Origin of the sequence: Clostridium estertheticum (assembly GCF_026650985.1) — a bacterium.
Lineage (GTDB): Bacteria > Bacillota > Clostridia > Clostridiales > Clostridiaceae > Clostridium_AD > Clostridium_AD estertheticum_C.
In genome coordinates this window covers 4,548,334-4,566,902 of record NZ_CP086239.1, presented here as the reverse complement: position 1 = coordinate 4,566,902, position 18,569 = coordinate 4,548,334, and the positions used below count along the sequence as shown (strand labels likewise).

Genomic DNA, 18,569 nt, shown 5'->3' with positions numbered 1-18,569 from the left:
TTTATATCAAACTCTTTCCATTTGTTCTTATTACTTCTTTATACCAATCAAAACTCTTCTTCTTATATCTTCCTAAGTCGCCTGATCCATCATCATTACGGTCTACATATATAAATCCATAACGCTTTTTAAGTTCTGCAGTTGATGCACTAACAAGATCAATGCACCCCCATGAAGTGTATCCCATTATATCCACTCCGTCTTCTATTGCCTTGGCTACCTGAACCAAATGATCATTTAGATATTTAATTCTATAATCATCATAAACCGTTTTATTTCCATCTTTACCAATTACTAATTCATCAACAGCACCTAATCCATTTTCAACGATAAATAGTGGTTTTTGATAACGGTCATAGAGGAGGTTAAGAATGTAGCGTAGTCCTTGTGGATCTATTTGCCATCCCCACTGAGAAGATTCTAAATATGGATTTGGGACTCCTGATATTATGTTTCCACTTGCTCCTTTTGCCTTTGTTAAATCTGAGGTTGCACAAGAGCTCATATAGTAACTAAATGAAACAAAATCCACTGTATTTTTTAGAACCTCAGCATCTCCTGATTCCATAATTATTTTTATATTATTATCTTTAAAATATTTATCCATATATTTAGGATATACTCCCCTTACATGAACATCTGCAAAATACAAGTTTTCCCTATCCTGTTTCATTGCTTCAATTACATCACTAGGATTAGGCGTTAATGGATAATTTGGCACTCCAAGAATCATACACCCAATTTTTGCACCAGGCATCATTTCATGTCCAATTTTAACTGCCATTGCACTTGCTACTAATTCATGATGAATTGCTTGATATAAATCCTGTTTTGTTAACTTTTCTTTATCTGTAAATATACCACCGCTCATATACGGTTGGTGCAATACTGAATTAATCTCATTAAATGTAAGCCAATATTTCACTTTATTCTTATACCTATCAAAGATTGTTTTACAATAGTTTTCAAAAAATCCTATAAGCTTTCTATTTACCCAACCATCATAATTCTTAGATAAGGCAAGAGGCGTCTCATAATGAGAAATTGTAACCAGTGGCTCCATCCCATATTTTAAACATTCATCAAATAAATCATCATAAAATTGTAACCCTTTCTCATTAGGCATGGCATCATCACCATTCGGAAATATTCTAGACCATGCAATAGATGTCCTAAATGTCTTAAATCCCATCTCAGCAAATAATTTGATATCCTCTTTATATCTATGATAAAAATCAATACCTATCAATTTCAAGTTATCTTCTGTTGGTTCTTTTGTATTTTTTCCACTGATGCCTCTCGGTGCTATATCTTGCGTTGATAGACCCTTACCATCTTCATTATATGCCCCTTCACATTGGTTAGCAGCAACTGCTCCACCCCATAAGAATCCTTTTGGAAATCTTTCTGTATTACTTTGCATTTTTAGTTCCTCCCATAATTTATTTTTTTGTATTTTTTACTTACTCATTTTTTATATTCCAAATTATTTTTTAACTATATAATAGTTAATAGTGTTTCGCCCTTTTTAATTTGTTTTATGTTACTTGCCAAAACATCTGAATAATTGTCAGTATTTGTTATAATAATAGGTGTTATAACTTCATATCCTGCTTCTTTTATTTTGTCTATATCAAATTTAACTAATAGGTCACCTTTTTTCACTCTATCTTCTTGTTTAGCTATTTGGGTAAAATATTTCCCTTCTAATTGAACCGTATTTAATCCAATATGAATCAATATTTCAGCGCCTCCATCAGACATAATTCCAATAGCATGTTTTGTTGGAAATATTGCCTTGATAGTTCCATTTACTGGCGATACAACCTCACCAATTGTTGGCTCTATAGCAATTCCTTTTCCCATTGTTCCTGCTGAAAAAACAGGATCGTTTACGAATGATAACGATTTTACTTCTCCAGTTAATGGACTAACAATAATCTCTTTTTTTAATAATAATGATTTATCTCCATCATTCAACTCATCATTAGCTTTACTTCTTTTATCTTTACTTTCATATCCAAATATTATAGTAAGAAGTGCTACAATAACAAAAGGAACTGCCATAGCAATTGCGTATCTAGACATTGGCGAAAATGCTGGAGTTGATAATGCACTAGGAAACGCAAAAACTTTTTCCTGTACTCCTAGAATTCCACTAATTGCTCCACCAACAGCTCCAGCAACTGCAACGTATGGAATTGTACGCTTATAACGTAAAAGTAATCCATAAACAATAGGTTCTGTTACTCCAGAGAGTAACCCCGGTAGCAATGTAGATCCTGAGAGTGTTTTTAATTTTTTATCTTTTGTTTTTACAAACACACCAAAAGCCAAACCCATTTGAGCAAAAACAGCAGCTGCGGCCATTGCAATAATTGGATCACCACCAGATGCAATATTTGCTAAAATAATAGGCACTAACCCCCAGTGAAGGCCTAGAACCGTTAAGAATGTCCAAGCAGCTCCCATAACAGCCCCTGTTAATATGCCGCTTTTACCACTTAAAAATGTAACTCCTGCTCCAATAGCATTTCCAGCATAAACACCAAAAGGTCCAAAGGCTATTACAGTTAAAGGCACCATAACCATCATAGATATCATAGGCACTAAAAACATTTGTACATCTTTGTGTATAATTTTCTTAAGTAGTCTTTCAAACACTGCAAAAATACTAACAGCAATAAAAATTGGAAACACAGTAGATGAATAATTCATTAATACAACAGGTATTCCAATAAATGAAGTCGTTTTACCTACAAGAAGCAATGCTGTAATATTAGGTTCTAAAAGAGCTGCTCCAATAATTCCTCCAACATATGCATTGGCCTCTAATTTAATAGCACAAGTAATTCCGAGGAATATTGGTAAAAAGTAGAAAATAGCGTTTGCTGCTGCAGACAAAATACTATACGTTCCACTATGAACAGATAACAAACCTGTCATTGTAAGAACTGTAAGTAATGCCTTCAACATACCTGAACCAGCAAGCGCTGGAATTAGTGGTGAAAAGCTCCCTGAAATAACTCCAAAAATCTTTGAAGAAACTGATTCTTTTTCTGTTACTACATCTTCTGAATCAGACTTCACGCCAAAACTTGCAATTTTCATTATTTCTTTATAAACATCAGAAACATCACTTCCAATAACTACTTGAAATTGTCCTCCGCTTTCAACTACACTTAAAACACCATTTGTTTTCTCGAGTTCAATCTTATCTGCTTTTTTCTTATCTCTTAATTTAAATCGTAATCTGGTAGCACAATGAACAACACTTAATACATTTTTTTCTCCCCCAACTAACTTAAGAATTTGACTTGCTAAATTATTATAGTCCATTTAATTCACCCCTTAATTTAATTTTTTTAAAATTTATAAAAAAAAGACCTAAACTGTAAACTAAACATTCCAAGTAAATATCATGCTTTTTGATTTCTAAAAGCTAATAATATTAAATGGATTATTTAGTAAACATTTTAGGTCTTGCCTGAATCTCAGTCACAATCCTCATTTATTTACTTTATTTAATTGTATCTCGATTAACAACTCTTTGAATATGAATAGTAAGGTATACCATTTCCTCTTTTGACAATGTTGTGTTATAAGCTTTTCTTAAATGAGTCTTTATTTTATTTACACATTTATACACATCGCTATACTTCTCTATTACAATGTCATATAAATATTCATCATCACTTTTAGCTGTAGTTTCATTCATCATTCGTTGAGCAAAAAACTTTAAATGAGTTACTAATCTGTGGTAGCTTAAGGACTCTTCATCAAAATCCATTTTAAAGTTATATCTAATTATATTAAGTATTTCCTGAATAACCTTTGTCATAGCTACAACCTTTGGCATATCCTGATTTAGTTCTGCATTCACAATATGAAGAGCAATCGAGGCTGCCTCATCCTCTAGTAACGTTACCTCAAAGTTTTCTTTTATAATATTAAGTGCAGTAAGTCCAATTGCATATTCTTGTTTATAAAATCTTTTTATATCCCAAAGCATAGGATTTTTTATGTTTAATCCTTGTTTGTGTCTAGTCATTGCAAAACTAATATGGTCTGTTAAAGTTAAATATATATTTTCATTTAGTTTTTTTTCTAAATTTGCTTCTGCATACCTTATTATTTCTTCTGAAATTTCTACATACTTTGCAGGAATTTCACTAATGAGATTTTTTAATCTTTCAGATACCTCTTTGTTCTCTAGTGTAAATACCCTCTCAATTCTATCCTCTTCAAGCTCATCTCCAGCTCTTTTTTTAAAAGCTAGTCCCAGACCCATAACAACTATTTCCCTATTATCATTGTTCATTACAGTAACAGCATTATTATTCAATACTTTTTTTATTTTCATTATTAACACCACTTTATATAATTATATTTTATATAATTTCGAATAATATTTAATTGTTTTTTAGTATTACAGTTTTAAAAATAAAAAACCCAAATTAAAATCAAACACTTATAAACTCGCTATAAGTATGTTTCACATTAACCTAGGTCTTGCCTGAATTATCAGTCACAATCCTGTTAGACATTATTTAGTTTATAAAATTATATTATCATACAGTGTAAAGGTTGTCAACATAAAATATTTCAAATACTCGTATGTTTTTTGCGTGTTTTTTGCGTGCCAAACAAATGTCTAATCTAGTATAAATTTATTTATAGCTTTAGCGACTCCCTCATTATCATTAGTGTCTGTAATAAAATCTGATTTTTGTTTTACCCGTTCTATTGCATTTCCCATTGCTATTCCCATACCTGCAAATTCTATCATTGATATGTCATTTTCACTGTCGCCTATAGCAATTATCTCATCTTTTTTTATATTATAATAATTAGCGAGTTTTTCAACTGCTCTGCCTTTGGAAACTCCCTTGCTAGTAATCTCAATATTGTGTTTTGAGGAACTCACAATCTCAATTCCTTCTATTTTTTGTATTTCTGCACGAACTTTTAAAAGTTTCTCAGTGTCTTTGTGCATAACCTCACACTTAACTATATTATTCTTTTCAATCTTAAACACCTTATCCCACTGCTTAATAGTCCTTATGTATTTAATTTTAGTAGCTCTACTCATTCCACCCCTTAATTTTATATATTCAACGAAAACCTTAATAATAATACTTCCACAATATGCATTTTGGGGTGTATAAAAAGTTGGATAGACCTTATATTTAATAAATACATTCAATAATTTTACAAATAATTTTTCTTCTAAAATGTTTTTGTAAATTGCTTCCTTCTCATTTTTTTGTTTTATAAAAGCCCCATTTGATGCTATAACCGGAGCTTTTACTCCAATAAGATTTGAAAAAAACTCTGCGTCAGAGTACATCCTACCAGTACTGATAACAATTTTTACGCCCTTATTATGTGCCTTTAGTAACGCTTCTTTTGAGGCATTACTCACTTTGTGTTTGCTATTTAAAAGTGTTCCATCCATATCAATGCAAACTAATTTATATCCCATAAATATTGCCTCCTAAATTTTATTAAGGAAAGAAAATGCATAACCCACATTCTCTTTCCTTAATGCATATTTTTATTATACTAAACTTTCTCCATTTGTCGCTATTACTTTTTTATACCAATAGAAACTTTTCTTTCTAGATCTTTTTAAAGTTCCTCTACCTTCATTGTCCTTATCTACATATATAAATCCATATCTTTTCTTCATTTCACCCGTACCTGCACTAATTAAGTCAATGCATCCCCATGGAGTGTACCCCATAAGTTCCACGCCATCAATTGTAACCGCTTTTTTCATTTCGGCTATATGTTTCCTTAGATAATCAATTCTATATTCATCATTAATAGATCCATCTTCTTCAACTATGTCAACAGCCCCTAAGCCATTTTCCACGCAAAATAGTGGCACTTGGTAACGATCATATAAATTATTCAAAGAAATTCTAAATCCTACCGGGTCAACTTGCCATCCCCAATCAGATGCTTCTAGGTAAGGATTTTTAACTCCCCCAAATAGATTTCCAGCAGTAGTATTATCTACTTTTGGCTTTGAACTAGCTACCACTGACATATAATAACTAAAACCAATGTAATCTACAGTACCCTCTCCTAGTATTTTTTCATCCTCAGGGTCCATCTTAATATTAATATTATTCATTTTAAAATAGTGCAACATGTTTCTTGGATAATAACCCCTTACATGTACATCTGTAAAGAAATAATGCTTATTCATCATCTCACTAGCTACTTGTACATCCATTGGATTGCATGTTTCTGCATAAGTTAATGGATAAAGAAGCATACAGCCTATCTTAAAGTCAGGATTAATTTTGTGTCCAAGTTTTACTGCCTTGGCACTTGCTATAAGTTGATGGTGAGCTGCTTGATAACAAACCTGTTCCTTATTTTCTCCTTTTTTAAGCTTTATCCCTCCTGGAATAAATGGCATTAATATAATTGCATTTATTTCATTAAAAGTCATCCAATATTTAACCTTATCTTTATAACGAGTAAATATTGCCTTGCAGTAGTTTACATAGAAATCCACTAATTTACGCTCTCTCCAAGAACCATATTTTTCTACTAAACCATAAGGCATTTCATAGTGAGAAATTGTTACAACAGGTTCTATTCCATACTTCAAACATTCATCAAACAAATTATCATAAAATTTTAGCCCTTCTTCATTGGGCTCTGCTTCATCACCTATTGGAAATATTCTTGTCCATGCAATTGAGGTACGAAAGCATTTAAAACCCATCTCTGCAAGTAGTGCAATATCTTCTTTATAATGATGATAAAAATCAATTGCCTCATGTGATGGATAGAAATTCCCATCTATAACTCCATCTGTGTATTCTCGATGTTTATCTACGCTGCCACCTGTGGCAACGTCTGCTGTGCTGACACCTTTTCCGTCTATATTCCATGCCCCTTCACATTGATTAGCAGCAACTGCTCCTCCCCATAAAAAGTCATCAGGAAACTGTCCTATTTTATTTTCCATTATATATTCCTCCCATTGTTACTTATTTACCCACTTTTAAAATTAGATATTAAATATTTTAGTATTTATTCTAAGTCTTTACCATTTGACGATATAACTTTTCTGTACCAGTTAAAACTCTTTTTAGGTTTACGGTGTAAGTCTCCTTTTCCTTCATTATCTTTGTCTACATATATAAATCCATAACGTTTTTTCATTTCACCAGTAGATGCACTTACTAAGTCAATACATCCCCACATAGTATATCCCATAAGTTCGACACCATCTTTAACTGCTTCTTCCATTTGAATTATGTGATTCCTCAAGTAATCTATACGATAATCATCATTTATTGACCCATCTTCTTCAACCGTATCCACTGCACCTAATCCATTTTCAACTACCATAAGTGGAATTTGATATCTGTCATAAATGTTATTTAATGACCATCTTAAACCCTTAGGATCAATTTGCCATCCCCAGTCAGAAGATTCTAAATATGGATTTTTAACCCCACCTAGTAAATTTCCTTCTACCACCTCAACAGTTGGGTCAGCACTTTCAACTGTTGACATATAATAACTGAAGGAGTAGAAGTCTACGCAGCCTTCTTTTAATATCTCTTCATCCCCTTCTTCCATTACAATTCTTATTCCTTTTTCTTCAAAATAACGTGCTGCAAAACTTGGATAGTATCCCCTTACCTGAATATCTCCACATAACATATTGCTTATTTGGTCTTTCTTTTGTGCAAGTAATATGTCATCTGGATTACAAGTATTCGGGTAAGTACACATATACGCAATCATACATCCTATTTTAAAATTCGGATTTATTTCATGTCCCAGTTTAACAGCTTTTGCACTAGCTATAAATTGATGATGCAGTGCATTAAATCTTATTTCATCTGTATTTTCTTTTTCATCTACTATTATTCCACCGCCCATAAAAGCACCAAATGGTATTGTTAAGATATTAATTTCATTAAAAGTAAGCCAATACTTTACCTTATCTTTATATCTTTTAAATATCACATCGCAATATCTTACATAACATTCAACAACCTCTCTTGATGCCCAGCCATTATACTTCTGCGTCAACCCAAAAGGCGTTTCATAGTGAGAAATAGTTACTAATGGTTCAATATTATTTTTTCTTAATTCATCAAATACATCATCGTAGAATTTTAGACCTTCTTCGTTTGGTTCTAATTCATAACCTTTAGGAAATATTCTTGACCAAGCAATAGACAAACGAAAAGTCTTAAAACCCATTTCTCCAAACATTTTTATATCTTCTTTATAATGGCCATAAAAATCAATAGCTTCATGGCTTGGATAATGAGTTTTTTCTTCTAAAACAGTTGTGATACGTCTAGGTCTAGTATGCGTTCCTCCAGTCATCATATCTGCAGTGCTCGCGCCCTTGCCACCTTTGTTCCATCCGCCTTCAAATTGGTTTGCAGCAGTTGCTCCTCCCCACAAAAATCCATCTTGCATTTTCATAATTAGTCCTCCTCATATAAATTTATTTATCTATTACACAAAACTAAATCACCACTGTCATTAATTCTTCCTTATACTCTATAGTTTTTTTATCTGTTTCAACTACATCTAAATAAGTATCAGAATTAGTAATTACTATAGGTGTTGTTAAAGAATAACCTTCATTTTTTATAGCTTTAATATCAAATTCTAATAACAATTGTCCTTTTTTTATATGCTCCCCTTGTTTTACTTTAGGAATAAAATATTTACCCTCTAATTTAACTGTATCCATACCAATATGAATTAATATCTCAATACCATTATCACTTGTAATTCCTAATGCATGGCCTGTTGGAAAAAATGTTGTTAAAACTCCATCTACTGGAGAAACTATTTTTCCTTCTGTTGGTTCTATTGCAATACCTTTACCTAATGCTCCTTTTGAAAATGCCTCATCCTGTACCTCGGATAAACTTTTAACTTGACCTTTTAATGGGCTAAGTATAGTCTCTTGCTTTACTAATATATTTATTTCTTTATTTTTATCTTTATTTTCTCCATCCTTAAATCCAGCAAAATACATTAATATGAACCCTAATGCAAAGCTTACTAGCATAGCGATAATAGCACCATAGAATCCATTATCCATTCCTTTTGGGCCAATATAACTAGGGATTCCGAAAATGCCTAAGCCACCCATTATCCTTAATTTAGTTCCCATAACTCCTATAATAGCGCCACCTACTGCACCTGCAATACAACTTAAAATAAATGGTTTTTTACGCGGTAATGTAACACCATAAATAGCCGGTTCTGTAACACCAAAAATTCCTGAAATAAATGCTGGTATACATAGTGATTTTAACTTAACATCCTTTGTTTTAATTAAAATGGCTAGTACAACACCGGTTTGAGCAAAAGAGGCTCCAAATGTAGTTGCAAGAATCGGATCATAATGAAGTACTGCTAGATTGTTAATTGCTATAGGAATTAGACCCCAATGCAGACCAAATATAACAAATACTTGCCAAAACCCACCAATAATTATACCTGCAAGAATTGGACTTAAGGTGTAAATAGAAAGTGTTACTGCTCCAAGTAATTTGCCTGCCCAAGTCGCTATAGGTCCAATAACTATTAATGTTAAAGGAACGATAATTAACAATGTACAAAATGGGACCAGAAACATTTTAACTACATCTGGTATTAGCTTCTTAAAACATTTTTCTATTTTAGCCCCTACATAGGTAGCTAAAATAATAGGAATAACACTAGATGAATAACTCATGAGTATTACTGGAATTCCTAAGAAAGTTATATATACAGGTGATGAAATTACGCTACCTGCAAATAACGTATATAATGGAGTACCTGTTGACAGCGTAGTTAATGTAGGGTAAACAAGCGTTGCTCCTATTGCCATACCAATAAATGGACTCGCTTTGAATTTTTTAGCTGCAGTATATCCTAGAAATACAGGGAAGAAATAGAATAAACTATCCCCTAGTGCATTTAATATCTGGTAAGTTCCTGATGTATTACTATATACTTTAAACGTTATGAATAATGCATTAAATCCTTTAATCATACCAGTTGCACACAACACTCCTAGAATTGGTGTAAATACCCCTGAAATAGTATCAATAAATTTATTAAATAAGCTTACTTTTTCATCTGATGATTCCTCTGACCCTTCCCCAAACCCACCTATACTATTGACATCATCATAAACATCAGTTACATGATTACCAATTACTACTTGATATTGACCCCCACTTTCGATAACGGTTACAATTCCATCCATATTTTTTAAAATTTCTGTATTTGCCTTACTTTTATCTTTTAATTTAAAACGTAATCGTGTAATGCAATGAGTTAAACTATTGACGTTTTCTTTTCCACCAACATTCTTTATTATGTCATTTGCTAATTTTTCATATTTCATATTAATGCATCCCCTTTTTCTTATAAATTTATATAAAAAAAGCGAGACCCAGCAAATAGTATATGTTTTATACTATTTGCCTCGGTCTCGCCTGCTTTACCAGTAACAATCCAAATTTTATTTAATTTTTCTTTGAGTAACACGCTGAATGTGAACAGTTAAATATAATTGTTCCTCACAAGATAATTCTAGTTCTAAGTATTTTTCAATTTTGCACATACACACATAAGCATCTTTATATTTTTTCTTAATTTGTGCAAATAAGAAATCATCATCACTCTCTATTTCATCTATTTTTTCTTTCTTATTTAGCCTTTGAAAAAAGAATCTTAAATGTGTCACAAACCTTTCATAATTAATTGAGTTTTCATCAAGTATAATACTGTATGTGTATTTAACAATATTTAATATATCCTGAATTTTTTTAGTTTGACTCGCTACATCTTCCACTTTATTAAATGCACTATTAGATTGTGCATTTATTAAATGAAGCGCTATATTACCTGCCTCATCCTCAGTTAATTTTTTACTTGTTTCATTTTCGATAAACTCTAGTGCTTTAAGTCCCACTTTAAATTCTTTTGGATAAATTTTTTTAATTTCCCAAATTAGTGGGTTTGTGCAATTAAATCCTTCATCATATATTTTTAATGCATTACTAACATGGTCTGTAAGAGTAACATATAAATAGTCATTCAATTCAACACCTAGTATGTTTTTTGCATATTCAATAATATCATAACAAAGTGAGACGTGCTGCGCGGGAACATCTTCTAATAATAATTTAAACTTTTCTGAAGCATCTTTTTGTTTAAGAATAAAAGTTTTCTCTATTAAATGTTCATCCACTTTTTCCCCTACACTCTTTTTAAATGCAATTCCACACCCCATAACAACAAATTCATGCTTGTCTGGTTCCTTAACCACTATAGCATTGTTATTAAATATCTTCTTTATTATCAACCCTATCCCCCCGCCAACGCTATTATATTAATATAAAATATAAAAAACCCAACTAATTAAAAGAAACATATCATGTCCCTTTGCATTAATTAAGGTCTCGCCTGATCTAGTCAGTAACAATCCTAATATTTAAATGTAATCGTTTATCTATAAATATATAATAACTTTATTTATATTATTTGTCAATAATTTTATCCTAAATATTTTTTTAATTCAATAATAAAACAATTCTGTTAATGCTTAAATACATAAAAACACCCTATAAATAGATTTTTTAAATTTCTATTTATAGGGTGTTCTTTAAATTTCTTATATAATTAGTCTTTGTTTACATTACTTCATTATCTAAGTTTGCACCAGCAAACTGACTATTATAAAGATCTGCATAGAATCCATTTTTAGCAAGAAGTTCATTATGATTACCCATCTCAATAATACTTCCTTTATCCATAACTAAAATTAACTCTGCATCTTTAATTGTAGAAAGTCTATGTGCAATTACAAAACTTGTTCTATTTTGCATAAGTTCTGTCATAGCCCTTTGTATATAAACTTCTGTTCTAGAATCTACACTGCTTGTAGCCTCATCCAGTATCATAATAGTTGGATTAGCAAGTATTGCTCGAGCTATAGTTAGAAGCTGTTTTTGACCTTGTGATATATTAGAAGCTTCTTCATTTAGTATTGTATTATATCCATCCGGAAGAGTCTTAATAAAGTGATGTGCATGAGCAGCTCTTGCTGCCTGCATAGCTTCTTCATCTGTTGCTCCCTCTCTACCATAAGCAATGTTCTCCATTATGGTCCCATTAAATAACCAAGTATCCTGAAGTACCATACCAAACATGCTACGTAACTCTCCACGTTTTATATCTCTTATGTCAACTCCATCAATTGAAATTTTACCAGCATCTATCTCATAGAACCTCATAAGCAAGTTAACAAGTGTAGTTTTACCAGCACCAGTTGGTCCAACAATTGCAATTGTATGACCCCTCTTTACATCAATATTCATATCTTTAATAAGAGATTCTTCTTTTTTGTAACTAAAATCAACATGTTCAAACTTAACTTCGCCTTTTGGAAGTTCAATTACCTTAGAATCCGCAGTTTCTTCAATCTGCTCAACTTCATCTAATAATTCAAAAATACGTTCAGCGGATGCTACTGTTGATTGAATAATATTAGCAATATTTGCAGTTTGAACTATTGGCTGAGTAAATTGATTAGAGTATTGAATAAAGGCTTGAATATTACCTATTGTAATTTTTCCTTGTGTTGCTAAATATCCACCGACAACACAAACTACTACATAACCTATATTACTAACAAATCTCATCATAGGCATTATTACCCCAGATATAAACTGAGCTTTCCAGCCTGCATTGTATAACCTGTCATTAATATTTCTAAACTCCTGTACTGAGTCCTTCTCATGTCCAAAAGATTTAACAATCTTATGACCAGTATACATCTCTTCAACATGACCATTAAGTTCTCCAATTTCCTTTTGTTGCGCTGCAAAATATTTTTGTGATCGTTTTGCTACAAATGCTGTAACAACAATATATAATGGTAATGTTAAAATTACAACTAGTGTCATAAGTGGGCTTATTGTGAGCATCATAACTACAATACCAATGATTGTGACAATAGATGTAATAAGCTGAGTAAGACTTTGTTGGAGAGTTGTTGATATATTATCAACATCGTTTGTTACACGGCTTAATATCTCACCATGAGTTTTTGAATCAAAGAATTTAAGTGGCAATCTAGATAACTTATCTTCAACTTCCTTACGTAAATTATATACAGTTTTTTGTGCAACTTCAGCCATTATATATTGTTGAAGAAATCCAAAAATTGTACTTATTACATATAATCCAAGTAATAAAAGAATAATGTTTCGTATATATGTGAAATCTATCATTCCACCATTTATATCCATTATTTTAGATACTCCTGCCTTAATTTTATCAAGACCATCAATTACTTTTGGACTGTTTGCAGCTGCAGGATTAGCTTTTATTACAGCCGCTATTTTATCTTGCTGTGCATGTAACTGTAATAACCCATATTTATTCATCATACCTTCAACTAATCTAGTTATAGCTTTTCCTGAAATCTTAGGTCCTACTATTGTAAAAACGGTACTGAAGATTGCAAATATAAAAACTAAGATAAAATTGGTTCTTTGTGGTTTTAAGTAACTTAAAAGCCTTTTTAATGTACCTTTGAAGTCTTTGGCTTTTACTTTAGGACCTGCAAAAGATCCCATTGGTCCACCACCCATACCCCCGCTTGGTTTATTGTTCTTATTTTTTTCACTCATGATAATTCCTCCTCTGAAAGCTGCGAAGATACAATTTCATGGTATATCTTACAACTGGTTAAAAGTTCCTTGTGAGTTCCGATGCCTGCAATTGAGCCATCATCTATTACTATAATTCTATCTGCATCCATAACTGTTGCAACCCTTTGTGCAATAATTATTACAGTAGATTTTGATGTTTCTTTTTTAAGTGCTGCTCGTAGTTTCGCATCAGTTTTAAAATCAAGTGCTGAAAAACTATCATCAAATATATATATTTCAGGTTGTCTAACTAAGGCACGTGCTATAGATAGACGTTGTTTTTGTCCACCAGAAACATTTGTACCTCCCTGGGCAATAGGATGATCATACCCTTCTTTCATTCCATTGATAAAGTCAGTAGCTTGTGCTACTGTGGCTGCATGCTTAATTTCCTGAGTAGTAGCATTATCTTTACCATATTTAATATTTTCTGCAATAGTCCCAGTAAAGAGAACAGTATTTTGAGGAACAAAACCTATTTTAGATCTTAGGCTTTCCTGACTCATTTCGCGAACATCTACCCCATCAACTAATATTGCACCCCTAGTGACATCATAGAAACGTGGTATTAAATTTATAAGAGTTGACTTACCAGAACCGGTACCACCAATAATAGCTGTTGTTTCACCTGGTCTTGCACTAAATGTTATATTACTAATGGCTGGTTGATCTGCACCTGGGTAACTAAATGTTACATCCTTAAAGTCAACATATCCACTTTGTTTATCAGCTAATTTAGTATTCTTTGAATCAATTATTTCTGGCTCCATATCTAATACTTCATTAATTCTTATTGCAGATGCTTGCGCCCTTGGTATCATTATAAATACCATAGCAAGCATTAAGAATCCGAATAAAATTTGCATTCCATATTGTATAAATGCTATTAATGAACCAACTTCCATGCCTCCAGTATCTATTCTTTTAGCACCAAACCAAATAATAGCAACTGTTGTAACATTCATGATAAACATCATTATTGGCAATAAAAAAGCCATGATCTTATTTACTTTTACAGCATTATTCATAAGATCAGTGTTAGCATCATCGAATCTAGCCTTTTCAGTATTTATACGATTGAATGCACGTACAACTCTAATACCAGTAAGTGATTCACGTAATACAAGATTTAATTTATCTATTTTAACTTGCATTAATTTAAATAACGGCATAGCGAATTTAAGAGTTATTCCAATAATAACTCCAAGAAGCGGAATTACAACTGCAAAAATCCAAGTTAAAGTTGCATCTTCTCTTAAAGCCATAACAATACCACCTATGGCAGTTAAAGGTGCAAAAAGCATGATTGAAAAAATCATTACAGTTGCTGTTTGAACCTGAGTAACATCATTCGTAGTCCTTGTTATAAGTGTTGCAGTACCAACCTTATCAAACTCGTGTAGCGAAAATCCTTCTACTTTAGCAAATAATTTATTACGAACAATTCTACCAAGTCCAACAGAAGTTTTAGACGATAGGAATGCAGCTATAATTGAACATATAACACCACCTGCTGAAATTATCAGCATAATAGCACCTATTCTCATAATATAATCTATCCCTTTATAAGCTCCACTATATCCTAGGAATGAAATATTTTGAACTACATTTTTTTGAACTATACCTTTATCTATTATATCTGCCATTAATGTTGGCAAATAAAGATTCGCAATTACCTGAATAAAAATTAATATAACTATCGCAATTATGTGTATTGTGTATTGTTTAAGAAATCTAAATAATTTAATCAAAAGTGTCATCTCCATTCATTGTTATTGTTTTATTTTTCTTGGTCCTTTAGAAGTTTTTTTAGTACGTCTAAGCCCTCAAATATTTTATGAATCTCCTGTGCATTTCCTTTACTCATTACGTCTGCAATATTTTTTTCAAATTGTTTATGGAAAGTTTTATGCATGTCTTCAAAATTTGGCGCTATACTTACATAAACTACTCTCTTGTCCTTCTCACTTCTTTCGCGTACTACCATTTTCTGCTTCTCAAGCCTGTCTATAATTCCAGATACTGTACTATTTGATAGACAAAGCTCATTACTAAGTTCAGTTATCTTCATCTTCTTTTTTTTACTTAAAAGTCCTAAAACCATACCTTGAGGTGCAGACATACCTGTATCACATAATACTTTGGACATGCTATGTTTAAATAACTGCATAACCTCTTGAAAAAGTCTTGCAACTTCTATACTTTCATTCAATGTTTCCACTTAATCACCACCTTGAATATATTTCGCATGCAAATGTTTCGTGTACGTTTATTTAGCTTGCGAAGTATATTATAATCCCATAAATATCTCATGTCAATACTTTTTTAAAAAATAAATGAACACACGCTAACGTCTTCTCATCAAACGGTTTACAGCTATATTTTGTAAACATTTTCAAACCTTTAATTGGGATTTTTTAATCATAAATAATTATTTTAATCTTCCGTTTTAATCCTCTAAAACTAGATTATGTTATAATTGCTAATTATGTTCGGCGTTATTAATACACCTAAGAGAAAAAAAAGATAACACCTTAGGGTAAACCCTTAGTATTATCTTTTTTATATTTACATATGGTGATGCCAGTGTAGCACATCGTATTTTTAGTTCTTATGCAAGGCACTCCGATGGTTTCTTGCTTCGTTATCTTAGTATTCAACGCCTCTTAAAGCTAACCCTTTTGATTTAGCCATTGGTATATATGCGGATGCTTCTGTATCAATTAATAAATTTTCAATATCAATTGGTTTTATATTTCCTTTACCTACTTCTAAAAGACTACCAACGATAATTCTTACCATATTCCACAAAAAATCATCAGCATTAATTTCTATCTCAATAATACCTTCTTCTAATTCTATTATATTAATATAATTAATAGTTCTTATAGTAGACTTAATGTTTGTAGGTGCTGTGGCTAAATACTGAAAGTCATGAGTACCAACTAAATATTCTGCTGTATTTCTCATTTCTCCTAAATTAAGTAGTCCCTCAGAGTTATAAACATATTTTCTATTAAACACGTCTCTTAATTCACTATTACTTATTTTATACACATAAGTAATTGATTTTATATTATATCCTGAATTAAATTTTTCACTTGCACGATCCATAGACTTCACTACTATATCATCTGGTAAATCTCCATTAAGATAATCCATAATAGCTTCTATACTTAAATCACAGTCGGTATGAAAATTCGCCACATAGTTCTCGGCATGCACACCTATATCTGTTCTCTCGCAACCTGTAACCTCTATAGTTTCCCCTACCATTTTAGATAAAGCATTTTCAATTTTACCTTCAACTGTTAAATCATTATCTGGTTGTTTCTGCCATCCCTTATATCTACTTCCATCAAATTCTAATATCATTTTTAAATTTCTCATATATATCCCCCTTTACCTTATTTATTAGTCAAATTTCCTGTTTCGAGCTCTAATTGCAATCAACATAGGAGAAATACCACGGGTTATCATGCTAATGTATTGGCTCTTGACTTTGCATAGAAAACCCATCAACCATTATATCTAACCTTTCCTGTGTATCCTCTATTATCTCTACAGGTTTTAGTTTTTTTATTATTCCAAAAGGTTCCTTTAATGATAGTTTATCACCACGTCCTGATATAACCCACAATGTTTTATAACCCTTTGGTAATACATCTAGTTTTGTTTCACCTTTTCCATCTGTAAAATATATTAGTATATTAGTATCTGTAGCATTTACATACTTAAACACAGGTGTAAATTTCGTACCACCACGACTAGTACATCGCTCTCTTATACTATTAATAGATTTAACCTTGTATACCTGCCGTATTTGCGTATCACATTCTATCAAAGTTATTTCATGTTTATAAGTTTTCACTATATTAAAAACTTCCTTTATTGCTCCCTTAAACTCCTCATCACTTATACTACCACTTACATCTATAGCCAAGGTAATTCTAGCAGTATGCCCCCTAAGTTCTCCTCTCAGATCCAATCTGTTAGGTTGACGCCTACTTCTTCTTGCAACAGTCTTTTTTTTATCACTTTCTAATGTCCCCATAATCTTTTTCAAATACAAATTCCAAGGAATCTCACCTTTTTCGTTCCTTAGTCCCTTCAAAATCCCCTCCAAATAAAGAGGTACTTTGCCTTTTTCTGATAACATCGCATATTTCTGCGTAAAGTTTTCTAGAGTTTCTTCGTCTACTTCTATAGATTCTTCCCATAAGTCATGAGTTTTACTAGCATCATATTCTTTTTCTATATGCTTATCCTTAGAGTCATCCACTCCACTTTCATCATCTTCCTCTAAAAGATCCAAAGCTTTCTGAATTTCTTTTGCATAATATTCCATGCCCATATATTGTTGAAGATTTAATCTATACTTTGAATTTATACTGTCTATCGTTATAGAAAATGGTGGAAGATAATCTAAATATTGATTTACCACTATATCCATAGCCATATTAATAGCTAAGGTGCTATATTTTGTTTTAAGGCCTCTTGCACGTTTTAAATGAAAGGATAATATGTGATAAATCTCATGTTTTATACTGCTTTTCATCTGCTCTGCTGTAAGGTTTAAAAAAATATAGGGATTAAAGTAAATAACATACTTAGATAATTTAAAATTCACAGCTGTTGGAGAGCTTATATCATATTTTATCTCTCTAGACATTTGAAGCAAAAAATAGCCATAAAAGTTGTCCTTATCCTCTATTAACATAAAATTAACCATTGTAATGAGTTTCAAGAAATCCTGTGTAAAATTGCTTGGCATATCCTTTATGCTTTTCACATTAGAAATTTCATCATAGAGCTCACTTTTAAGGATTTCAAATTTTTTTCCCATAATTT

At 31.7% G+C, this 18,569-nt stretch carries 13 protein-coding genes; all 13 read right to left on the bottom strand.

All coding sequences use genetic code 11. From position 1 onward, the window contains the following. Position 1: 1 nt before the first annotated feature. The 13 genes from LL038_RS21885 to LL038_RS21825 all read right to left on the bottom strand — a co-directional run bounded on the left by LL038_RS21885 (position 2) and on the right by LL038_RS21825 (position 18,564). Positions 2-1,423, bottom strand: coding sequence for a glycoside hydrolase family 1 protein (locus LL038_RS21885; protein ID WP_216120712.1), 1,422 nt, complete (start codon positions 1,421-1,423; stop codon positions 2-4). A 74-nt stretch (positions 1,424-1,497) separates the two neighbouring features. Next, on the bottom strand, positions 1,498-3,339 hold the full coding sequence (locus tag LL038_RS21880; protein WP_216120710.1) for a beta-glucoside-specific PTS transporter subunit IIABC: 1,842 nt from the start codon (positions 3,337-3,339) through the stop codon (positions 1,498-1,500). A 181-nt stretch (positions 3,340-3,520) separates the two neighbouring features. Further along, positions 3,521-4,363 (bottom strand): BglG family transcription antiterminator LicT, encoded by an 843-nt coding sequence (gene licT / locus LL038_RS21875; protein WP_216120707.1) that lies wholly within the window; start codon positions 4,361-4,363, stop codon positions 3,521-3,523. Between the two features lie 291 nt (positions 4,364-4,654). Next, complete coding sequence (locus LL038_RS21870) at positions 4,655-5,485, bottom strand: Cof-type HAD-IIB family hydrolase (RefSeq protein ID WP_216120705.1); 831 nt, start codon at positions 5,483-5,485, stop codon at positions 4,655-4,657. A gap of 75 nt (positions 5,486-5,560) precedes the next feature. Next, positions 5,561-6,991, bottom strand: coding sequence for a 6-phospho-beta-glucosidase (locus LL038_RS21865; protein ID WP_216120703.1), 1,431 nt, complete (start codon positions 6,989-6,991; stop codon positions 5,561-5,563). A gap of 65 nt (positions 6,992-7,056) precedes the next feature. Continuing rightward, on the bottom strand, positions 7,057-8,475 hold the full coding sequence (locus LL038_RS21860; protein WP_216120701.1) for a glycoside hydrolase family 1 protein: 1,419 nt from the start codon (positions 8,473-8,475) through the stop codon (positions 7,057-7,059). Positions 8,476-8,518: 43 nt separating this feature from the next. Further along, positions 8,519-10,402 (bottom strand): PTS beta-glucoside transporter subunit IIBCA, encoded by a 1,884-nt coding sequence (locus LL038_RS21855; protein ID WP_216120699.1) that lies wholly within the window; start codon positions 10,400-10,402, stop codon positions 8,519-8,521. A gap of 117 nt (positions 10,403-10,519) precedes the next feature. Further along, complete coding sequence (gene licT, locus LL038_RS21850) at positions 10,520-11,365, bottom strand: BglG family transcription antiterminator LicT (protein WP_216120698.1); 846 nt, start codon at positions 11,363-11,365, stop codon at positions 10,520-10,522. Between the two features lie 328 nt (positions 11,366-11,693). Continuing rightward, positions 11,694-13,697 carry an ABC transporter ATP-binding protein gene (locus tag LL038_RS21845; RefSeq protein ID WP_216120697.1) on the bottom strand — a complete coding sequence of 668 codons (2,004 nt, stop codon included), beginning with the start codon at positions 13,695-13,697 and terminating at the stop codon, positions 11,694-11,696. After that, complete coding sequence (locus tag LL038_RS21840; protein WP_216120696.1) at positions 13,694-15,469, bottom strand: ABC transporter ATP-binding protein; 1,776 nt, start codon at positions 15,467-15,469, stop codon at positions 13,694-13,696. The genes LL038_RS21845 and LL038_RS21840 overlap by 4 nt, the downstream gene beginning before the upstream one ends. A 29-nt stretch (positions 15,470-15,498) precedes the next feature. Next, on the bottom strand, positions 15,499-15,939 hold the full coding sequence (locus LL038_RS21835; protein ID WP_071614434.1) for a MarR family winged helix-turn-helix transcriptional regulator: 441 nt from the start codon (positions 15,937-15,939) through the stop codon (positions 15,499-15,501). A gap of 428 nt (positions 15,940-16,367) precedes the next feature. Then, a complete protein-coding gene (truA, locus tag LL038_RS21830; RefSeq protein ID WP_216120695.1) occupies positions 16,368-17,108 on the bottom strand; it encodes a tRNA pseudouridine(38-40) synthase TruA in 741 nt (246 codons plus the stop codon). A 91-nt stretch (positions 17,109-17,199) separates the two neighbouring features. Continuing rightward, positions 17,200-18,564, bottom strand: a complete 1,365-nt coding sequence (locus LL038_RS21825) for a VWA-like domain-containing protein (RefSeq protein WP_216120693.1) — start codon at positions 18,562-18,564, stop codon at positions 17,200-17,202. Between the last annotated feature and the right edge of the window lie 5 nt (positions 18,565-18,569).